Annotated in this window: 17 protein-coding genes and 2 pseudogenes; 13 read left to right on the top strand and 6 right to left on the bottom strand. The window is 43.6% G+C overall.

The features are described 5' to 3' along the window. The first annotated feature begins 248 nt into the window (after positions 1–248). The 5 genes from cobN (at position 249) to O9334_RS03065 (ending at position 8,112) form a co-directional block, all read left to right on the top strand. Positions 249–3,890, top strand: coding sequence for a cobaltochelatase subunit CobN (cobN, locus tag O9334_RS03085; protein ID WP_287999269.1), 3,642 nt, complete (start codon positions 249–251; stop codon positions 3,888–3,890). A 273-nt stretch (positions 3,891–4,163) separates the two neighbouring features. Next, positions 4,164–5,453 (top strand): AAA family ATPase, encoded by a 1,290-nt coding sequence (locus O9334_RS03080; protein ID WP_159290717.1) that lies wholly within the window; start codon positions 4,164–4,166, stop codon positions 5,451–5,453. Then, on the top strand, positions 5,443–6,150 hold the full coding sequence (locus tag O9334_RS03075; protein WP_045361302.1) for a DUF4276 family protein: 708 nt from the start codon (positions 5,443–5,445) through the stop codon (positions 6,148–6,150). Before O9334_RS03080 ends, O9334_RS03075 begins: the two co-directional genes overlap by 11 nt. 221 nt (positions 6,151–6,371) lie before the next feature. After that, positions 6,372–7,424: a phosphotransferase enzyme family protein gene (locus tag O9334_RS03070; protein WP_287999265.1), complete on the top strand. Its 1,053-nt coding sequence runs from the start codon at positions 6,372–6,374 to the stop codon at positions 7,422–7,424. 307 nt (positions 7,425–7,731) lie between these two features. Continuing rightward, positions 7,732–8,112 carry a DUF7682 family zinc-binding protein gene (locus O9334_RS03065; protein WP_045361299.1) on the top strand — a complete coding sequence of 127 codons (381 nt, stop codon included), beginning with the start codon at positions 7,732–7,734 and terminating at the stop codon, positions 8,110–8,112. 38 nt (positions 8,113–8,150) lie between these two features. Here the strand turns inward: O9334_RS03065 and O9334_RS03060 are convergent, their stop codons facing one another. Continuing rightward, positions 8,151–8,615, bottom strand: coding sequence for a DUF29 domain-containing protein (locus O9334_RS03060; RefSeq protein ID WP_190380605.1), 465 nt, complete (start codon positions 8,613–8,615; stop codon positions 8,151–8,153). A 13-nt stretch (positions 8,616–8,628) separates the two neighbouring features. Beyond that, complete coding sequence (locus tag O9334_RS03055) at positions 8,629–9,117, bottom strand: DUF29 domain-containing protein (protein WP_287999262.1); 489 nt, start codon at positions 9,115–9,117, stop codon at positions 8,629–8,631. A gap of 280 nt (positions 9,118–9,397) precedes the next feature. On the opposite strand from O9334_RS03055, the gene O9334_RS03050 reads away from it, so the two are divergent. Next, the gene (locus O9334_RS03050; protein ID WP_287999260.1) at positions 9,398–10,333 is read left to right on the top strand and encodes an ROK family protein; all 936 of its coding nucleotides are present in this window, start codon (positions 9,398–9,400) and stop codon (positions 10,331–10,333) included. Here O9334_RS03050 and O9334_RS03045 read toward each other — a convergent pair. From O9334_RS03045 to O9334_RS03035, 3 genes are all read right to left on the bottom strand, one after another. Beyond that, positions 10,316–10,918, bottom strand: coding sequence for a Crp/Fnr family transcriptional regulator (locus O9334_RS03045; protein WP_045361294.1), 603 nt, complete (start codon positions 10,916–10,918; stop codon positions 10,316–10,318). The genes O9334_RS03050 and O9334_RS03045 overlap by 18 nt on opposite strands. Positions 10,919–11,260: 342 nt before the next feature. Next, positions 11,261–11,692, bottom strand: a complete 432-nt coding sequence (locus O9334_RS03040) for a hypothetical protein (RefSeq protein ID WP_287999257.1) — start codon at positions 11,690–11,692, stop codon at positions 11,261–11,263. Positions 11,693–11,929: 237 nt separating this feature from the next. Further along, on the bottom strand, positions 11,930–12,082 hold the full coding sequence (locus tag O9334_RS03035; RefSeq protein ID WP_238567877.1) for a hypothetical protein: 153 nt from the start codon (positions 12,080–12,082) through the stop codon (positions 11,930–11,932). 332 nt (positions 12,083–12,414) lie between these two features. Here O9334_RS03035 and O9334_RS03030 point away from each other — a divergent pair, with 332 nt between their 5' ends. The 7 genes and pseudogenes from O9334_RS03030 to O9334_RS03000 all read left to right on the top strand — a co-directional run bounded on the left by O9334_RS03030 (position 12,415) and on the right by O9334_RS03000 (position 17,381). After that, the gene (locus O9334_RS03030) at positions 12,415–12,753 is read left to right on the top strand and encodes a hypothetical protein (RefSeq protein WP_045361292.1); all 339 of its coding nucleotides are present in this window, start codon (positions 12,415–12,417) and stop codon (positions 12,751–12,753) included. Then, on the top strand, positions 12,746–13,357 hold the full coding sequence (locus O9334_RS03025) for a class II aldolase/adducin family protein (protein ID WP_045361291.1): 612 nt from the start codon (positions 12,746–12,748) through the stop codon (positions 13,355–13,357). The genes O9334_RS03030 and O9334_RS03025 overlap by 8 nt, the downstream gene beginning before the upstream one ends. A 60-nt stretch (positions 13,358–13,417) precedes the next feature. Further along, positions 13,418–13,621 carry a hypothetical protein gene (locus tag O9334_RS03020; protein WP_045361289.1) on the top strand — a complete coding sequence of 68 codons (204 nt, stop codon included), beginning with the start codon at positions 13,418–13,420 and terminating at the stop codon, positions 13,619–13,621. Positions 13,622–13,790: 169 nt separating this feature from the next. Further along, positions 13,791–15,179, top strand: a complete 1,389-nt coding sequence (argH, locus tag O9334_RS03015; RefSeq protein ID WP_052277411.1) for an argininosuccinate lyase — start codon at positions 13,791–13,793, stop codon at positions 15,177–15,179. A 216-nt stretch (positions 15,180–15,395) separates the two neighbouring features. Further along, positions 15,396–15,851, top strand: a complete 456-nt coding sequence (locus tag O9334_RS03010) for an NUDIX hydrolase (RefSeq protein ID WP_069474351.1) — start codon at positions 15,396–15,398, stop codon at positions 15,849–15,851. A gap of 66 nt (positions 15,852–15,917) precedes the next feature. Then, a pseudogene (locus O9334_RS03005) lies at positions 15,918–16,847 on the top strand (formylglycine-generating enzyme family protein); the annotation flags it as partial. A 297-nt stretch (positions 16,848–17,144) separates the two neighbouring features. Next, positions 17,145–17,381 (top strand): ribbon-helix-helix protein, CopG family, encoded by a 237-nt coding sequence (locus O9334_RS03000; RefSeq protein ID WP_045361284.1) that lies wholly within the window; start codon positions 17,145–17,147, stop codon positions 17,379–17,381. A gap of 363 nt (positions 17,382–17,744) precedes the next feature. Here O9334_RS03000 and O9334_RS02995 read toward each other — a convergent pair. Beyond that, a pseudogene (locus O9334_RS02995) lies at positions 17,745–17,888 on the bottom strand (molecular chaperone DnaJ); the annotation flags it as partial. Positions 17,889–18,027: the final 139 nt, after the last annotated feature.

Raw genomic sequence — 18,027 nt, 5'->3', positions numbered from 1 at the left:
CCTACTATTCCCCAATCCCTATTCTTAACAGTGTTTCTCATAAGTGGGAAATGTAACCTAATTTGATATCAACTCCTGACGACCGACCACTGGCTCCCCAAAACGAAAACTTCGCACCTCACCATTAAGATAACTGCTATAAATTGCCGCAGACAGATATAATCATCTCTATCTACCTAAAAATGATCCCTCGATCGAGACCCTGATTCTCAAAACCTAATCATTATTTAACCTGACTCTCAAAACTTATGCACCGAATTGCTCCCCAAGCGGGTGGTTGGACAGCAGATACCGAAGGGGTGATTATTATTGACCAAAATCCGGCCCCGATTGTTCTCCTCACCATGGCTGATACCGATATTCAAACTCTAGCGGCAGCTATCGACCATCTACCGGATAATTTTCCCGCAATTCGCGCCCTCAATTTATCCCAGTTACAGCAGCAATACAGTATCGATAACTATGGGGACAAGGTACTATCCCAAGCAAGGGTGATTATTCTTCGCTTATTGGGGGGACGGGGGAGTTGGTCCTACGGGTTGGAAGTAGTTAAGGAAATTGTCGAGGAAACCGGTGCGACTTTATTTGTCCTCCCGGGAGAGGATAAACCGGATTTAGAGTTGATGAGTCATTCCACTGCTTCCCTGACTACTGTTAACCAGTTATGGTGCTATTTCACGGAAGCAGGGATAGATAACTGGATTAATGCTGCTAAATTTATCGCGCATACCTGTCTCCATCTCGACTATCCTCCCTCTCCTCCTCAGGTTGTCCCTCGGTTGGGAATCTATTCCCAGATAACCCTATCCCAACCCCAAGCACGGACTTGGATACTTTTCTATCGTTCCCATTATCTCGCGGGTAATACCAAAGCTATCGATGCTTTAATCAGCGCTTTCACCCAAAGAAATATGGAAACTGTCCCCATCTTTCTCTCCTCTCTCCGGGAAATTGAAGTGCAAGAGGAACTATTAACCCTCTTTTCCCACCATCCCCCAGACCTAATTCTCGACACCACTAGCTTCTCTATCCAACGACCGGAAGACAAACAAAATCATCACTTCTGGCAGTCCCTCAATAAACCCATCTTCCAAGTTATCCTCAGCAGCAGCAGTTTAGAAGCTTATCAACAGGGTTATCAAGGTCTTTCCCCCCGGGATGTGGCCATGAATATCGCTTTACCAGAAATGGATGGCAAAATTATCACCCGCGCTATTTCCTTTAAATCTGTCCTCACCCGACATCCCAAACTAGAAACGGAAATAGTTATCTATCAACCCCTCCCCCACCGGGTTGATTTTGTCGCTGATTTAACCGCAAACTATTGTCAACTCTCCTCCCTTCCCAACTCCCAGAAAAAAATTGCTCTCATTTTCCCCAACTATCCCAATAAGGATGGTCGTATCGCTAACGGAGTCGGTTTAGATACTCCCGCTAGTGGTCTGGAAATTCTTCGCGCATTACAAACCCAAGGTTATACCCTCACCGACCTCCCCGACCATAGCGATGAATTAATGCGATTGCTTATTTCCGGTATCACTAATGACCTGGAGACAAGGGAATTAAAACCTATCTATCAATCTCTCTCCCTAGAAGCATATCTAGATTATTTCTCCTCCCTTCCCCCCGATAATCAAAGCGCTCTGCTTGACCGTTGGGGACATCCAGACAAGGATTTTCCTATCCCCGGCATCCAGTTAGGTAATGTCTTTATCGGTATTCAACCTTCTCGCGGTTATGACCTTGACCCGACTCTTAATTATCATTCCCCCGACCTCGAACCTACCCACAGCTATCTCGCTTTTTACCATTGGTTGCGACAGGAATTCCAAGTCACTGCTGTAATTAATCTCGGTAAACACGGCAATTTAGAATGGCTACCCGGAAAGAGTCTCGCTCTTTCTCCCCATTGTTATCCCGAAATCGCTTTCTCGTCGCTGCCGAATTTCTATCCGTTTATTGTCAATGACCCCGGAGAAGGTTCCAGCGCTAAAAGACGTTCCCAAGCTGTTATCATCGACCATCTCACTCCCCCAATGACGCGAGCGGAATTGTATGGGGATTGGGAAAAGTTAGAGTCTCTCATCGATGAATATTATCAGGCAGAATCTCTTGATCCTTCTCGTTTAGCTCTGATTCGCAAGCGGATTAACGATCTGGTGGCGAAAACTAATCTCGATCGAGAGCTAGGCACGATCTCGCGTAGCGAGCGCGTTGCGACCAGCACTTCCTTTAGTCAATTTCTCACCCTCGTGGATGGTTATCTCTGTGAACTCAAGGAAGCACAAATCCGCGACGGTTTACATATCTTCGGTCAATGTCCCCAGGGTCAGCAGTTAATTGATTTAATCCAATCGATCGCCCGTTCTCCCAGTCCCGACCGCCCCGGTTTAACCCGTTCCCTTGCCCTTGACCTCCATCTCGACTGCGACCCCCTGACGGAATATAACGATACTACTACCTATCTGGAAAGTCTCGCTCAGGATTTAATTAGCCAGAAAATTGAACCTCTAGGCGAAAATACGGCAAAAGAATTGGTTTGGCTAGAAAATCAGTTAATTCCTGCTTTAAAACAAACCCCCGATGAACTTACCTATCTCTTAAAAGGTCTCGCTGGCCAATACGTCCCCAGTGGTGCTTCCGGCGCTCCTACCCGCGGCCGTCCCGATGTTCTCCCCACCGGCAGAAATTTCTATTCTGTCGATACCCGCGCAATCCCCACAGAAACCGCGTGGGAAGTGGGAAGAAAGGCCGCAGAGGCACTAATTGAACGTTATACCCAAGAAAATGGCGAATATCCCCGCACTTTGGCGATTTCTATCTGGGGAACTTCGACGATGAGAAATAGTGGCGAAGATGTGGCCGAAGCCATGGCTTTACTGGGAATTCGTCCCCTTTGGGATGGTTTTTTCCGTCGGGTGGTCGGGTTTGAAATCCTTACCCCGTCTAGCTTAGGCCGTCCTCGTATTGATGTGACTGTTCGGGTATCGGGCTTTTTTAGGGACAGTTTCCCCAGCATACTACATCTTCTTAATTCTTGCATAAATGCGGTAGCTTGTCAAGAGGAAGAGGAAAAAATTAATCCTTTAGCGGCGAAAGTGAAGACAGAGAGGGAGTTTTGGCTAAGTCAGGGCTTAGGAGAAAAGGAGGCGAAACTGAGAGCTACTGCCAGAATCTTTGGCTGCAAACCGGGTGCTTACGGGGCCGGTTTACAGGGGTTAATCGAGTCACAAAACTGGCAAAATGATCAAGACTTAGCTAATGCTTATATTAACTGGAGTTGTTATGCATATAATAGTCAAGGAACTGCCCATTCTTTACCGGAAGTATTGAGAAATAGACTGCAAGAATTAGAGATAGTACTGCACAATCAGGACAATCGGGAACACGACATTTTCGACTCCGATGACTACTATCAATTTCAAGGCGGCTTAACTGCCAGTGTCCGGGCATTAACCGGCAAAAATCCCGTCACCTATTTTGGTGATCATTCCCGTCCGGAAAATCCCCGCATCAGAAGCCTAGAGGAAGAAATTCGCCGGGTATATCGTTCGCGAGTGGTTAACCCCAAATGGATAGCGGGAGTGATGCGACACGGCTATAAAGGCGCTTTCGAGATGGCCGCGACCGTAGATTATATTTTTGCCTACTCTGCCACTACTCATCTGGTGGAGGATTTTATTTATCAGGGGGTAGCCGAAGCTTATTTATTTGACCACAAGGTACAACAATTTATTCAGGAGAAAAACCCCTGGGCATTGCGAGATATGGCCGAAAGATTATTAGAGGCTCAACAACGGGGATTATGGACGCAGGTGGACCAGAAAACTTTAGATCGATTGAGGGCAATTGTCCATGAGGCCGAAGGAGCGATCGAATCGGGTCAGTAATTAGACCTCTTGTAAAAATCAAAAATCTGACCTTAGGTGAGGAGTCAGTAGCCAGTAGTCAGTAGTCAGGAGAATTAAGAATGAGCATTAATCAATTAAATGCTCTATCTAAGGATTTTATGCAATTTTATGCCTATTTTTCTCATTTTTGAACTCTCAAAAATTAATTAGGCAAGAACTCTATTAATAACCGCTCTAGAATCAGTCTATACTATATATTCTCCGGGGAGAAATTGCTCAAATTACTTTAGTAATGAGAAACGGGACTAAATAATGGCCGGAATTGAGGGATTGAGGATTAAAAATTATCGAGCGCTCAAGGATATAACTCTGGGCAAGTTATGGAACACTCAAAATCGAGATTCTCTGACACCGATGACGGCCGTTATCGGCAAAAATGGTGTGGGAAAAAGCACACTTTTTGATGCCTTCGGTTTTTTATCTGATTGTCTTAAAGGAGGAGTAGAAGAAGCTTGTGATGCGCGAGGTCGGGGTGGGTTTGAGCGTCTTCGTTCCCAGGGTCAGGAAGGAAGCATTGAATTTCAGATTTATTACAAAGAAGATTACAATTCCCGACCAATTACCTATGAATTAGCTATTGATCTAGATACCGATAATAGACCTTATGTAAAAAAAGAAAGACTCAGACAGAGAAGAAAAGGTCAAAAGACCGGATGGCCTTTTTCATTTTTAATCCTCGATGAAGGGAAAGGAATCGTCTGGAAAGGAGAAGAAGAAGGGAAACAAGTAGAAGAAGGTCAAGACCATTTTGATTTACTTAAGTTAATAGAAAAAATTCAACGAGAAGCTGATGAGGAAAGCAAGGAAACCGAGTTAGTGGAACTGAATGATAAGCGCAAACTAGGAATTGCTACGTTAGGTTCTCTCAAACAGCATCCGAGAATTTCCCTATTTCGGAGATTTATTGAGGGATGGTATCTCAGCTATTTTACTCCCGATGCGGCCAGAAGTTTGCCCCTAGCCGGACCCCAGAAACATCTGAATATCCATGGAGATAATCTCGGTAATGTGGTGCAGTTTATGGAAAGAGAGCATTCCAAGAAATTTCAGAATATACTTAATAGTATTTCTCGTAAGATACCGGGTATAGAAAAAATTAGTACCGAAAAAAGTCCCGATAATCGACTACTATTAAAATTTAATGATCGGGGATTCCAAGACCCATTTTATGTACAGCAAATGTCCGATGGTACTTTAAAAGTATTCGCCTATCTCTTACTGTTAGAAGACCCTTCTCCACCGCCATTTATCTGTATTGAAGAGCCAGAAAACGGCTTATACCATAAACTATTAGAAACCTTGGCTCAAGAATTTAGAAAACACGCCACAGGACAGAGAGGACGTTCTCAAATTTTTATCACCACTCATCAACCTTATTTTGTTGATGCTCTCCAGCCGGAAGAAGTTTGGATTCTGGAAAAAGGTGATGATGGTTTTTCTCGGATTAAACGGGCCAGTGACAATCCCTTAATCAAGAATCTCGTCTCAGAAGGATTGCCCCTTGGTAGTCTTTGGTATAGTGATTACTTAGATGAGAGATAAGGTCAGGCACTTTGAAATTTTGGTCGAGGATTTGTCGAGAAAAAAAGCACTTGATATTCTGATTCCTAGGATTATTGACATGAATGCAGGTCATACATTTAGGGTTCATTCCTATAAAGGCAGTGGTCATATTCCCAGAGACTTACAGTCTGTTTCCGATCCTAGTAAACGGATTCTTCTTGAGCGACTACCTAAACTGATTCAAGGATATGATAAAACTTTTTCTAGTTACCCTGATAATTATGCTGCTGTACTGAGCGTGGTTTGCGATCTGGATAATCGATGTTTTCGGGAATTTCGACAGGAATTAAGCAATTGTCTGGAAAAATCTGCTATCCAATCCCAAATTTACTTCTGTATTGCTATTGAAGAAGGAGAAGCTTGGTATTTAGGTGATATTAATGCCATAAAAATTGCTTATCCCCAGGCCAAAAGTGCTATCTTGGATTCCTATATTAATGATAGTATCTGTGGTACTTGGGAAAAACTGGCAGATGCTGTATATAAAGGTGGAGCGAAACAATTATCTAAGTTAGGTGGAGCTTCTGTGGGTCAAGAGAAAACAGTCTGGGCAGAAAATATTTCTCCTCAGATGAATGTGGATATTAATCGATCGCCCAGCTTTGGCTATTTTCGGGATAAACTACGTCATCTCAGTCAGGAAGAATCAACAACTTTAGTACAGCCTTTCTCATAAAGATGAAGTGTAACCTAATTTGGTATTAACGACCGACTCCCCAAAACGAAAACTTCCTATCTCACCATTCAGATAACTGCTGTGGGTGCTTAAAACTCAAATCTGATAACTTACAGAGGAATGTAGCAAAATATACGGAGCGCTCGAACCAATTTGTAATATATGTGGCCTATAAAATAGAATGATGCGAGCGTTGTCCATACTTGCATCGGGAGGGAACCGTGACGACTTTTCTGGCTTCGCTCAATTTACTGCTTTCTGATTCTCCCGCTGCTAATTTTCAGACTGGAGAACGAACTTTTCCCGCATTCTACTCGACTCTTGCTCCTGCGGCCCTAGCAGATTTAGTTTTTTCTCGTTACGAGATTGATGTACCGAAAAATTGTCAATTTTGGCATCGGGGTTTAAGTGATGTGTATCTCCTCGAAACCCTGACAACTCCCTACATTTTGCGCGTGTCTCACTGCCATTGGCGCAGCAAAATGGAAATCGACTTCGAGTTAGAATTATTAGATTATCTCGATCGCTCTCAGGTTCCCGTCGCCGCCCCAATTCGCACCAAAAACGGTGATTTATCGGTAGAAATTAATGCCCCGGAAGGGAAACGTTACGCCGTCCTCTTTCCCTATGCCCCGGGAGGAATTGCTATTGGGGATATAGATATAGAACAAGCCTATCATTTAGGGGCGATCGTGGCTAATTTACATCGGGTGACAGCAGATTTTCAACCCCTAGCCTATCGTCATCCCCTCAACCTCAAATATCTTCTCGACGATTCCCTGCAAATTATCGCACCTTTTCTGCACCAACGACCGAGGGACCTAGACTGTGTTTTAGAAACCATTGGGGAAATAGAGGAAGAAACCGCTAAATTACCGACAGAATCTCCCTATTGGAGCATTTGTTGGGGCGATCCTCATAGTGGTAATGTACATATCACGCCTGATAATCAGATGACCCTATTTGATTTCGATCAGTGCGGTTATGGTTGGCGAGTTTTTGATATCGCTAAATTTCTGCAAGTTTCCCTACAATCCGGCTTAAATCGCCGGGTTCGCCACGGTTTTATCCAAGGCTACGATGAAACAGTGCCTTTAACCGATGGTGAATTATCTTGTCTTCAGTATCTCACCCAAGCGGCCTATATTTGGTCTTGGTCAATTAGCTTAAATAATCTGCGTTTAACCGATTATAGTCGTCTCTGTGCTAATTATTTTAGTAGCCGTTTGGCCATTCTCAAACGTTTAAGAACCCAAGAATGGGAATTATTCTAAGTAGTCGTGCAAAATAAATTTCCTAGTGAAGAAAGGCAAAAGGCAAAAGGCAAAAGGCAAGAGGTGGTTAGATATGTGTAATTAATTTTGCTTAGGTACTTAAGCAGCCTTAGTCTTGTCGGGACAGCAGCCTCAACTAACGAAGATAAACTTTCTTGCTGGTCAATGGCCAAACGAGGTATCGATCCCTGTATGCTGGTAAGTATAGATAATCGCTAGGTAAAGACTTTCTTCTCCATCTGCCAAAAGTGAAGCAAGCTTTACCGCTCTTGAATAGTCTCTCACAGCCTTACAGACAGATGGTATTATGTCCAGAAGAAAGAAGAAGTTTCCCTGTGGTCACAAGGGTTATGGCCAAGTCTGCCATCATTGCGCTGAACTAGATGCCGCTTGGGAAGAAAGAAAACGTCAAAAAAATGCCTGGGAAGCCACTTTTTCCCAAGATCCGATCGATCTGCGGGAATTACCGAAAAATGTGGTACTTAAAGCTAGGGAAATCCTGCAAGGATTGCAAAATCACCGCAATTATCGAGATTTCCATGGTAAACGATTGCGACACGATCGCTTTATTATCAGTATCCCCGTTACCCGCAATTATCGCCTCATCTGTCGCGACTACGGCAATCTCCTCGTCCCGGAAGCGGTCATCTCTCACGAAGATTATAATGTTTGTAAACCGGGTAGGTGAAGCTAATCTTTAGTTTGCTTGGGAAGATTTATCGCTGTTTATGTCTCCCGAAAATCCGGCAGCCAATTTTCATCGAGAATCTCCTCTAGATTAGCTAACACTTCCAGAGGGAAAATACTGGCATCTAATTCGGTTTCGTCAATAAGCAGATGGCGAGCATCGAGATAACATTCCTGCAAAATTTCCCTTAAATAGGACTTTAAACTGGGACTATCTTTGAGAATTTTTTTGATCTGAATCCGAAAATTTCTAATTTCTTTTTTCCATCCAGCTTGATTATAATCCCGTTGGGATTGCCAGTAAGTTAACTTCAGTAAATGTTCTAAAAGTCGAGTTAATAAACTTTCTAATGCTCGTCGATTATTTTTCCCCAAATCTGCTAACTCCTCTAATAAATTCTGCCAATCTACCGCTTGAAAATCACCCCGACGCAATTGATTGATAGTGTTTTCCAACCAAAGTTGATAATCGCTATCGTAGAGATTTGAAATAGTAATATTCATGATTTTTTACTCCTTAATTGCACTTTTCAGAATCATTGCCGATAGCTTCCCAATCCGGCAGCCAATTTTCAGCGAGAATCTCCTCTAGACTAGCTAACACTTCCCCAGGGAAAATACTGGCATCTAATCCAGTTATATCAATAATTATCTCCCGGGCATCGGTGTAACATTCCTCAAGTATCTCGGATAAATAGGGTTTGAGACTGGGACTATCTCTCAGTAATTTCTTGATTTGTTTCCGAAAGGTTCTAATTTCCCCTTTCCATCCAGCTTGATTATAATCCCGTTGGGATTGCCAGTAAGTTAACTTCAGTAAATGTTCTAAAAGTCGAGTTAATAAACATTCTAATGCTCGTCGTTCACTTTTAACCAAATCTGCTAACTCCTCTAATAAATTCGGCCAATCTACCGCTTGAAAATCCCCCCGACGCAATTGGTTGATAGTGTTTTCTAACCAAAGTTGATAATCGCTATCGTAGAGAGTGGAAGTAGTGGTGATCATCTGCTGCCTCCTTGTAGTTATCTCGATATTAACCCAAAAAAAACGGCTCTCTTGGACATTGGGTGAAAAATGTTCATTATGTTAGATTATGGGCGCAGGCAGTTCGATCAACTCACTGACCACGTTGCGCCCCTTGTATATTGGAGGAGTGGTAGGGGCGTATAGCGTACGCCCTTTCTTCGATCAGATCAGCTGATCACCATAACCCCAAGAGAGCCAAAAAACCGCCAAAAAGAGTGATAATAAACCTAGCTATTCCCAGAGTAACAAGGAAAGCCCGATGGTGAAAACAGTCATAGGTGTCGATTTAGGTGGAACCGCTATTAAAATTGGTAAGTTTGACCAAGAGGGCAATTGTCTCGAATCTCTCACCTTGCCCACTCCCCAACCCGCTACACCCAAAGAAGTCGCAGATACCATACATCAAGGCATTTGTCAAGTAAATTTAGATAAAAGTTGTCAAGCGCTCGGTGTGGGAACGCCAGGGCCGGCGGATGCTCAGGGAAGAATTGCCAAAATAGCGATTAATTTGGCAGGATGGCGGGATATTCCCCTCGCCGATTGGTTAGAAGAAAGTACGGGAATGCCGACAATTTTAGCCAATGATGCCAATTGTGCCGGTTTAGGGGAAGCTTGGTTAGGAGCGGGCAAACGCTTTCAAAACTTGATCCTGTTGACCTTGGGAACGGGAGTAGGAGGGGCAATTATCCTCGATGGTAACTTATTTGTGGGCAGCAAGGGAACAGCCGCAGAATTAGGCTTAATAACCCTCAATTTTGACGGTCCATTGTGCAATAGCGGTAATCAGGGTTCCTTAGAACAATACGCCTCCCTGCAAGCTATTCGCCGGATGACTGGCAAAGAACCGAAGCAATTGGCAGAATTGGCCGAAAAAGGCGATCGAGAGGCTTTAGAATTCTGGCAGGGTTACGGTTGTTTACTGGGGGCTGGTATCGCCAGTTTACTCTATGTTCTCACCCCAGAGGCGGTAATTATCGGCGGCGGCATTAGCGCCAGTGCTAAGTTTTTCTTTCCCTCTCTGCTCACAGAAATCGAAAGACGGGTTTTACCTAGTTCCAGAGAAGGATTAGAGGTATTAACGGCCGAGTTAGGTAATCGCGCCGGGATGGTGGGGGCCGCTAAATTAGCTTGGCAATTAATCGACCGCCGCGGGGAGTCTATTATGGTGGGGTCTGACTTAATCGTGAATGATTAAATGGCGAGCGCAATCGAGACTCACCGCTCCCTGACGCTGAAATTCCCCTAATAAACGCGTTATCGTTACCCTGGTGGTACCGATAGCATTGGCGAGATTTTGATGGGTTAAACGTATCTTTAAACGACTGCCTTGGGCGATTGGTTCTCCCATCTCCCGCTTTAATAACTGTAGTAACTGCTGGAGACGTTCCTCCACTCGTTTGAGTCCTGCGATTGCAAGGAGCGATTCCGTTTGTTGTTGACGACGGATCATTTGATTTAACATCATCCTGGTTAATTCCGCCGAATTTTCCACTTCGGCGCTCGTGTACCATTTTAGGTACAGTTCCGACAAGGCTCTGGCGTGATAGGATTCTAGATGGGTCAAATTTAAGCCGAAAAAGTGGGATGAATGAACCCAGCCTAGTAAAATTTCCTCTCCACTCTCAGATACTTGACTTAGTTGCGCCATACCCCGATAAACTTGCCAGACTCCATCAACCACCAGAGGAATATTTTCCCCGCGATCATAAAAATGGAGCCGACGACTCTCGCTATAGTCTTCTCGGAAGGGTGAGGAGTTGGGATTATAGGTGAGCAACATGATCAAAGTTCTCCTGGGTGAAGGGCTAACAATTTTAACCCCACTTTACTGTATCAAGGTAAACATTAGGTAATCCCCAGATTAACAGTGAGCAGTTATCACTGAGCGGATGTGAGCCTTTTTTCTGCTGCGGTTTGATCTTTCGCCAATCCCGCTACCTTTACCGGATAAGCAAGACGGCTCACCACTACTACCGAATCCCTCATCGAATCCCTAGCAAATGCCTTAAAAACCACTAAATCCCCTGACACCTAGATAGACTTGGCTGAATAAATCTAAAAACCTTGTTGGGTAAGACTTTTAGACTTTTTGTCAATCAAAAAGTACCGGGCATGGGAGTGATCAGGGGGAAAATTCCGGGACTTTTTCCCTGAAAATTAGGTAATTGGCCACCTCAAAACCGGTAAAACCCCACACCCGTTCGGACCTCGGCGTGAGCTTTTGTCGAACGCTGAGCTCACGGCCGAAGCCCACACCCCCCCTGCCCCCCCGATGTCGGGGGGGTTGGGGGGGCCACACCCTGCCCCCAGGAAAAACTTTTTCAGCAGACCCTAGATAGACTTCCCTCCAGTGGGTACGAAGATAATCTGGGTTAAAAGAACAGTCCACATAATTAACGACATTGGGTAATTCTTGCCCAGGAATTTCCTGTTTGAGAAACCTTAATAATTTGTTTTCCCAATCCCTAGTATAATCGCGGATAATTGGATGTTTGATCACCAGTGGTTGGTATTGATTCTCATCCAGATCGACGATAATATCAAGATTGAGCATTCCTCAAGGACAGATAAATATTCCTGGGACGGCAATTTGAAATTATCCTGCTAATTTTACCTGTTTAAGCACGACAACAAAATGACCCCCTTCAGGAATTTTATAGGGAATTTGACTTCTCTTGATAATGGGCTTCACTTCCAGATTGTAACTGCAACCTAAACCTTCTTCTAGGCTGATTTCTTCCTCTTGCTGATTGGGATGGGGAACGTATATGGTAAATTGATAGGAGTCCTGTCAAGGGTTGCCGATCGCTTCTTCGTGTTCTTCTTGATAATCGTGGTAAACTTTGCCTAGTTCTTGACCTACATAGCTATCTTGATCGCACATATTGCTCAGGGACATATTAATTACTCCCTGCTCAAATCTTGTCTCTCCTAATACATTCATTTTCTCTCATTTCCTACGCCTAATTAGGATCATTCAAATATGGGTAAATTAGTATTTATGTCAAGTTTTTAACAATTTTTTTGGAAAAAAAGATTAAATTATTTTAAGTAATTTGTCAGTTGATTACAATCTATGTCAAAATGGGATATACTTCTCGCAAAAAGGAAAATTTCTGCTATCGATGGGAATGTTGATGATGACCGGATTTTAGTTAAGGGTTTCTGCTTCAGTGATCACTAAAAAAAGCTGGTCAACATTCAGCTAATTTCTCTGCTTTTTTATCCATGAAAACTTAATTATTTACCCAATCTAATTGCCATGTATGAGAGTCTATGAACACATTTACTCCCCATCAAATTGTTAGTTTATTCTGCAAAAATCGAACTTTATACGGAGAAGTAATTCAGGTGATCGAAAGTCGTTCGGCTCTTTGGGTGCGTCCTCTTTGGTTAATTGTGTCCGATAATTTTGAGACAATTGATGTGCGGGAAGGTTCCGATTTAATCCTGCCGATGGACTTATTTAAACCCGCCTTAGACACGGAAGTTTTACCCCTATTTTCCCAAGTTATCAAAAATAATTATATCACTAATATTTCCTATCCTCTCCAGGACTTTGTGCAGAAAGTTTGTCAAAATTATCCCGAATATTTTCAAAAAATCTATGATTGATGAAGGTTACGTTAAATATAATTGTACTTGGATTCCTGACCGTCCCTTAGTAAGCTCAGAGATTGCAGAATTAAATTATTGGCGCAATCGGCTCTATCAACTGGGATTAATCGGTCAATACGATAACGGAATCGGTTTTGGGAATGTGAGTAAACGAGGAAAAATAGACAAAGAAATTATTATTTCTGGCACTAACACTGGAGGAATTCCAGTATTAAATGAATCCCATTACACCACAGTTATAGACTACGATTGGAGAGAAAATCGGGTCACTTGTCGGGGAACAATTGCCGCTTCTTCAGAAACCTTAACTCATGGAGCAATTTATGAAGCGAATCCCCAGATTAATGGGGTGATTCATATTCATCATCGACCCCTGTGGCAAAATTTGATGTATCGAGTGCCGACTACTCAAGAAAATATTGCCTATGGAACCCCAGAAATGGCCGCAGAAATTATCCGTTTATGTCAAGAAGATCGTCTAGAGGAGCAACAAATTTTAGTGATGAGTGGTCATGAGGAAGGAATTATCGCCTTTGGGCAAGATTTAGAAAAAGCGGGCAATTTACTATTAGCCTATTACCAGCAATCTCAATCATCTTGAAAGTGACCTCCTCTTTGTGTTAACTTGTTTTGTAGATTTTCGCCTTTGAGGAATGCCATCGTGATCGACACCTTGCATCATCTATCTGTCTCGATCGACTTTTCGCCTCTCACCAATGTCTTGATGACTATTTCGGAGCAAGACGTGGATATCATCGGCAATGTCCAGAAAGCCTTCTCAAATTTCGTCAAAACTGGGCAAGCATGGGCTTTAGTAATCGGTTTCATTGCCGGTTATATGTTTCGAGGTTTTACTTCTTATTAGCTTTTCGCCTATCAGCATTCAGCCAGAGTGAGCAATTCTTGCTATTCTTATGCTTGTAGAGTTGGAGATTTTTCTAACCTGAAGCGGTAATGCTATCAGCAGCGGATTATTCCCCAAAATTGTCCAGCATATTTTGGTTAACTTTATACACAATAATCTAACGAAAACAGTGACAGCAAAGAAAACTTGGAGCGATCGCTTTGAAGGTAGTCTCCATCCTACGATCGTAGAATTTAACGCCAGTATTGGCTTTGATATCGAATTAATCGAGTATGATCTCACCGGATCGATCGCTCACGCTAAAATGCTCGCCTATACGGGTATTATCAGCCCCGAAGAAGCAGATAGTCTCGTCTCTGGATTGGAACAAATTCGTCAAGAATATCGCACCGGCAACTTTAACCCCGGCATCGATCAAGAGGACGTGCATTTTGCCGTGGAACGTCGTTTAACCGAGATCGTGGGAGATGTGGGCAAAAAACTACACACGGCCCGTTCACGAAACGATCAGGTAGGAACGGATATACGTCTGTATCTTAGACAACAAATCGATGATATTAGGCAAGAAATTCGCAATTTTCAGCAAGCTTTAGTCAATCACGCTGAAAACCATCTGGAAACCCTGATCCCCGGTTATACCCACCTACAGCGCGCTCAACCGATTAGTTTAGCCCATCATCTCCTAGCTTATTTTCAAATGGCCGAACGGGATCACCAAAGATTAGGGGAAATTCGCGCCAGGACTAATATTTCGCCCCTAGGATGTGGGGCCTTAGCCGGGACGACTTTTCCGATCGATCGTCATTACAGTGCCAATTTACTCGATTTTGAGCAGGTGTATAACAATAGTCTCGATGGAGTCAGCGATCGAGATTTTGCCATTGAATTTATGACGGCCGCTAGTCTGATTATGGTCCACCTGAGCCGTTTGAGCGAAGAAATAATTCTCTGGTCTTCCCAAGAATTTAGTTTTATCACTCTCACCGATAGTTGTGCCACCGGATCTAGCATTATGCCCCAGAAAAAAAATCCCGACGTTCCCGAATTGGTGCGCGGCAAAACAGGGCGGGTTTTTGGGCATTTACAAGCGTTATTGACCTTAATGAAGGGTTTACCCCTAGCCTATAACAAAGACTTGCAGGAGGACAAGGAAGCGTTATTTGATGGCGTTAAAACCGTGCGGATTTGTTTGCAAGCGATGACGGTACTTTTAGCCACCGGGATTCAATTTAAAACCGACCGATTAGCTAACGCAGTTGCGGAAGATTTTTCTAATGCGACGGATGTGGCGGATTATTTAGCCAGTAAGGGAATTCCCTTCCGAGAAGCTTATAATTTAGTCGGGAAAGTCGTTAAAAGCAGTTTGGCAGCGGGTAAGTTATTGAAAGATTTAACCCTGACGGAATGGCAAGAATTACATCCGGCTTTTCAGGCCGATATCTACGACGCGATCGCTCCTCGTCAGGTGGTAGCGGCCCGTAATAGCTATGGTGGCACAGGTTTTGAACAAGTGCGATCGGCTTTAATTCAAGCTAAAGCCATTCTCGATCATGATTGATATTGTTGGGGGTTGGGGGATAGGTGTTAGGCAATAGGCAATAGGCAAAAGTCCTAACTTGAAAGAGGGTGTAGGGTGTGGGGTGTGGGGTGTAGGGAAGGAAACCTCTTTCTTCTGACAATTAGCCGAACCTCCCCCAATCCTTTTACTGTTGCCTTTTGCCTTTTGCCTTTTGCCTCGTCTCAACAAGCAATTTAAATTACGAACAGCTTATATATGGGTCGTGTTTGGCATTTTATTAAAAGTGTGATGGGAATTATCTTTCGTCATCCTGTAACTGGGGTGACAATAATTCCGCTGCTTGCTGATGGTACAATTGTTTTAATCCGACGCAGAGACACCGGCAAATGGGCCTTACCGGGGGGAATGATCGATTGGGGGGAAGATATTTTTAATACTGCTCAAAGGGAATTAAAAGAGGAAACGGGATTAAATTTAGTCAGTTTAGGGCGTTTAGTCGGGGTTTATTCCTCTTTTGAGCGTGATCCGCGCATTCACTCCATTTCAGTTTTAATTGAAGTGACGGCTGCGGGGAATTTTCAGATCAAAGATACATTAGAAGTTAGCGAGGTGAGGGCTTTTAGCGTCGAAACTTTACCTCTAGGCAATCTCAGTCACGATAATGGTCGCCAACTAGAAGATTATCTCAGGGGTGCCACTGTAGTGGCTTGATGTCGAGGGAAAGATAGTGGAGTTAGAATGTTTGGTTAAAAGCAAGTGAAATAACATTTAGGGGAAATCAACACAATGACATTTGATGTGGTAAAAGTAAATGCCAAAGGTCAGGAAGTCGAACGAGAAAAGGCTGAAGCCTCATATTTCACCCAAGATTTGGGCAACGACATCACCCTAGAAATGATTGCCATACTGGGGGGAACTTTCACGATGGGTTCACCAGCAAATGAGAAAGATAGTTTTGATGATGAACGTCCTCAACATCAAGTAACTGTCCCCCCCTTTTTCATGGGTAAATATCCCGTCACCCAGGCCCAGTGGAGAGCAGTTGCCTCTCGCACCGATTTAAAAGTAGAAAAAGACCTTGATCCTGATCCTTCCTACTTTAAAGATCCCCCCAAACCCCCCTTAAAAAGGGGGGCTTCCGATTCCCCCCCTTTTGAAGGGGGGGCTAGGGGGGGATCGCCCACGCGCTGGGATAGACCCGTGGAACAAGTCAACTGGTACGATGCGATCGAATTCTGTGCGAGATTATCGAAACTAACGGTTCGGGAATACCGACTACCGAGTGAAGCGGAATGGGAATACGCTTGTCGTGCCGGAACCACCACCCCATTTTACTTTGGGGAAACCATTACGGGGAAATTGGCCAACTACAATGCCAGCGAAACCTACGCCGATGAACCCAAAGGAGAATATCGAGAAGAAACGACTCCTGTGGGACAATTTTCCCCCAATGCCTTCGGACTGTACGATATGCACGGCAATGTCTGGGAATGGTGCGCCGATACCTGGCACAATAACTATGACGGTGCGCCGAGGGATGGCAGTGTCTGGACAGAAAATGGGTATGATAATCATTCTTCTCTGCGGGGCGGTTCTTGGTACCTCAATCCATTTTACTGCCGTTCCGCTTGCCGCAACAACCTCAACCGCCGCGCCTACTACGGCAACGGTTTTCGGGTGGTGTGCGGTGCTGGGAGGACTTTGTAGCCCTTTTTCTCTTTTTTCCCTTTTTACCCTTATTCCCTATTTTTTCTCTTTTCCTTTCTTTCCCGCTCTTAGGCGGGTCGATTTTTTTGAGAAAATGGCGTTAATGTTAAATTTTATTAAGACAATGAAAGAGTTATCGGTTATCAGTTGGGAAGGTGGTGTGATATTATGGGTAGTAAAGTTGCTCAAAAAGCTGGTCAGTTTGCTATTAGCATAGTAAACGCTGATAAATATCTCAGCCCAGAAAAGAAAGAAGTTATCCTGTTATAATAAAGTTAATTGATATTTGTTTAAGTTATGAACTTCAATCTTTATCTGGAAGATGAATTAAGTCAGCAACTACAGGCTTTATCTCACTCTACAGGCAAATCCCAGAATGCTTTGATTCGAGAAGCAATACAGCTTTTAATTACCACAAAAGAACAGTCTCAATGGTCGTCAACTATCCTTAATTTTCAAGGGGTAAGTGATGGTATTATTTTTGAAGCTTATAGAGAGGAACTTTCCCCACCTAGAGAAGATGAGGTGATTTAGTGCTGGTTTTGCTCGATACTTGTACGATTAGTGATTTTGTCAAAGGTGATAGCAACACTCTAGTGCAGATCAAAAATCACTGTCTGTTAATAGGTGCAACGGCGATTACTCATAATCTTAAATTGAATAGGACTTGCTGAAAAAGTAGGGGCGAAGCATTCGGATAGAAAATCTACGGTTTCACCGATAGGTTATTGCCCGAATGCTTCGCCCCTACAGGACACGGGCCGATGAAGACGCAAGGTTTTGAACGACGATTCTCTCAAAATCTTGCACCTGTGAGAGCAAAACAGAACCCTAAAACCCTTACCTCGTCTATATTTCACATTTATTCAGCATACCCTAAATATTGGCGTTCTCTCTTCAACGGCTGATTCTGCGAAGTTGCTCCAGAAGTTGCTCAAGAATGTCTTCCATCTCTTCCGGGCTGCTGCCCATATTCCTGGCCGGTCCGCGCAGAAACTCTTTAACCGTTATCTTTTTATCGCGAAAGTCACGGACAAAATTCTCAAGGGGTGACAAAGGGGTTCAAAGGTAATCAAGATAAAGACTCTAGCCAAATGAACCCAAAAGAAATAGAGTGGTTGAGACAACCACCCAAAATTTCAATATGTTACCATCATTCTATCAGGCCTGTTTACAAGCC

The sequence above is a fragment of the Microcystis sp. LE19-8.1F genome (genome assembly GCF_027531715.1).
GTDB lineage: Bacteria > Cyanobacteriota > Cyanobacteriia > Cyanobacteriales > Microcystaceae > Microcystis > Microcystis wesenbergii_A.
The sequence above is the reverse complement of the archived record's forward strand: the minus strand, read 5'-3'. Positions and strand labels throughout refer to the sequence as shown.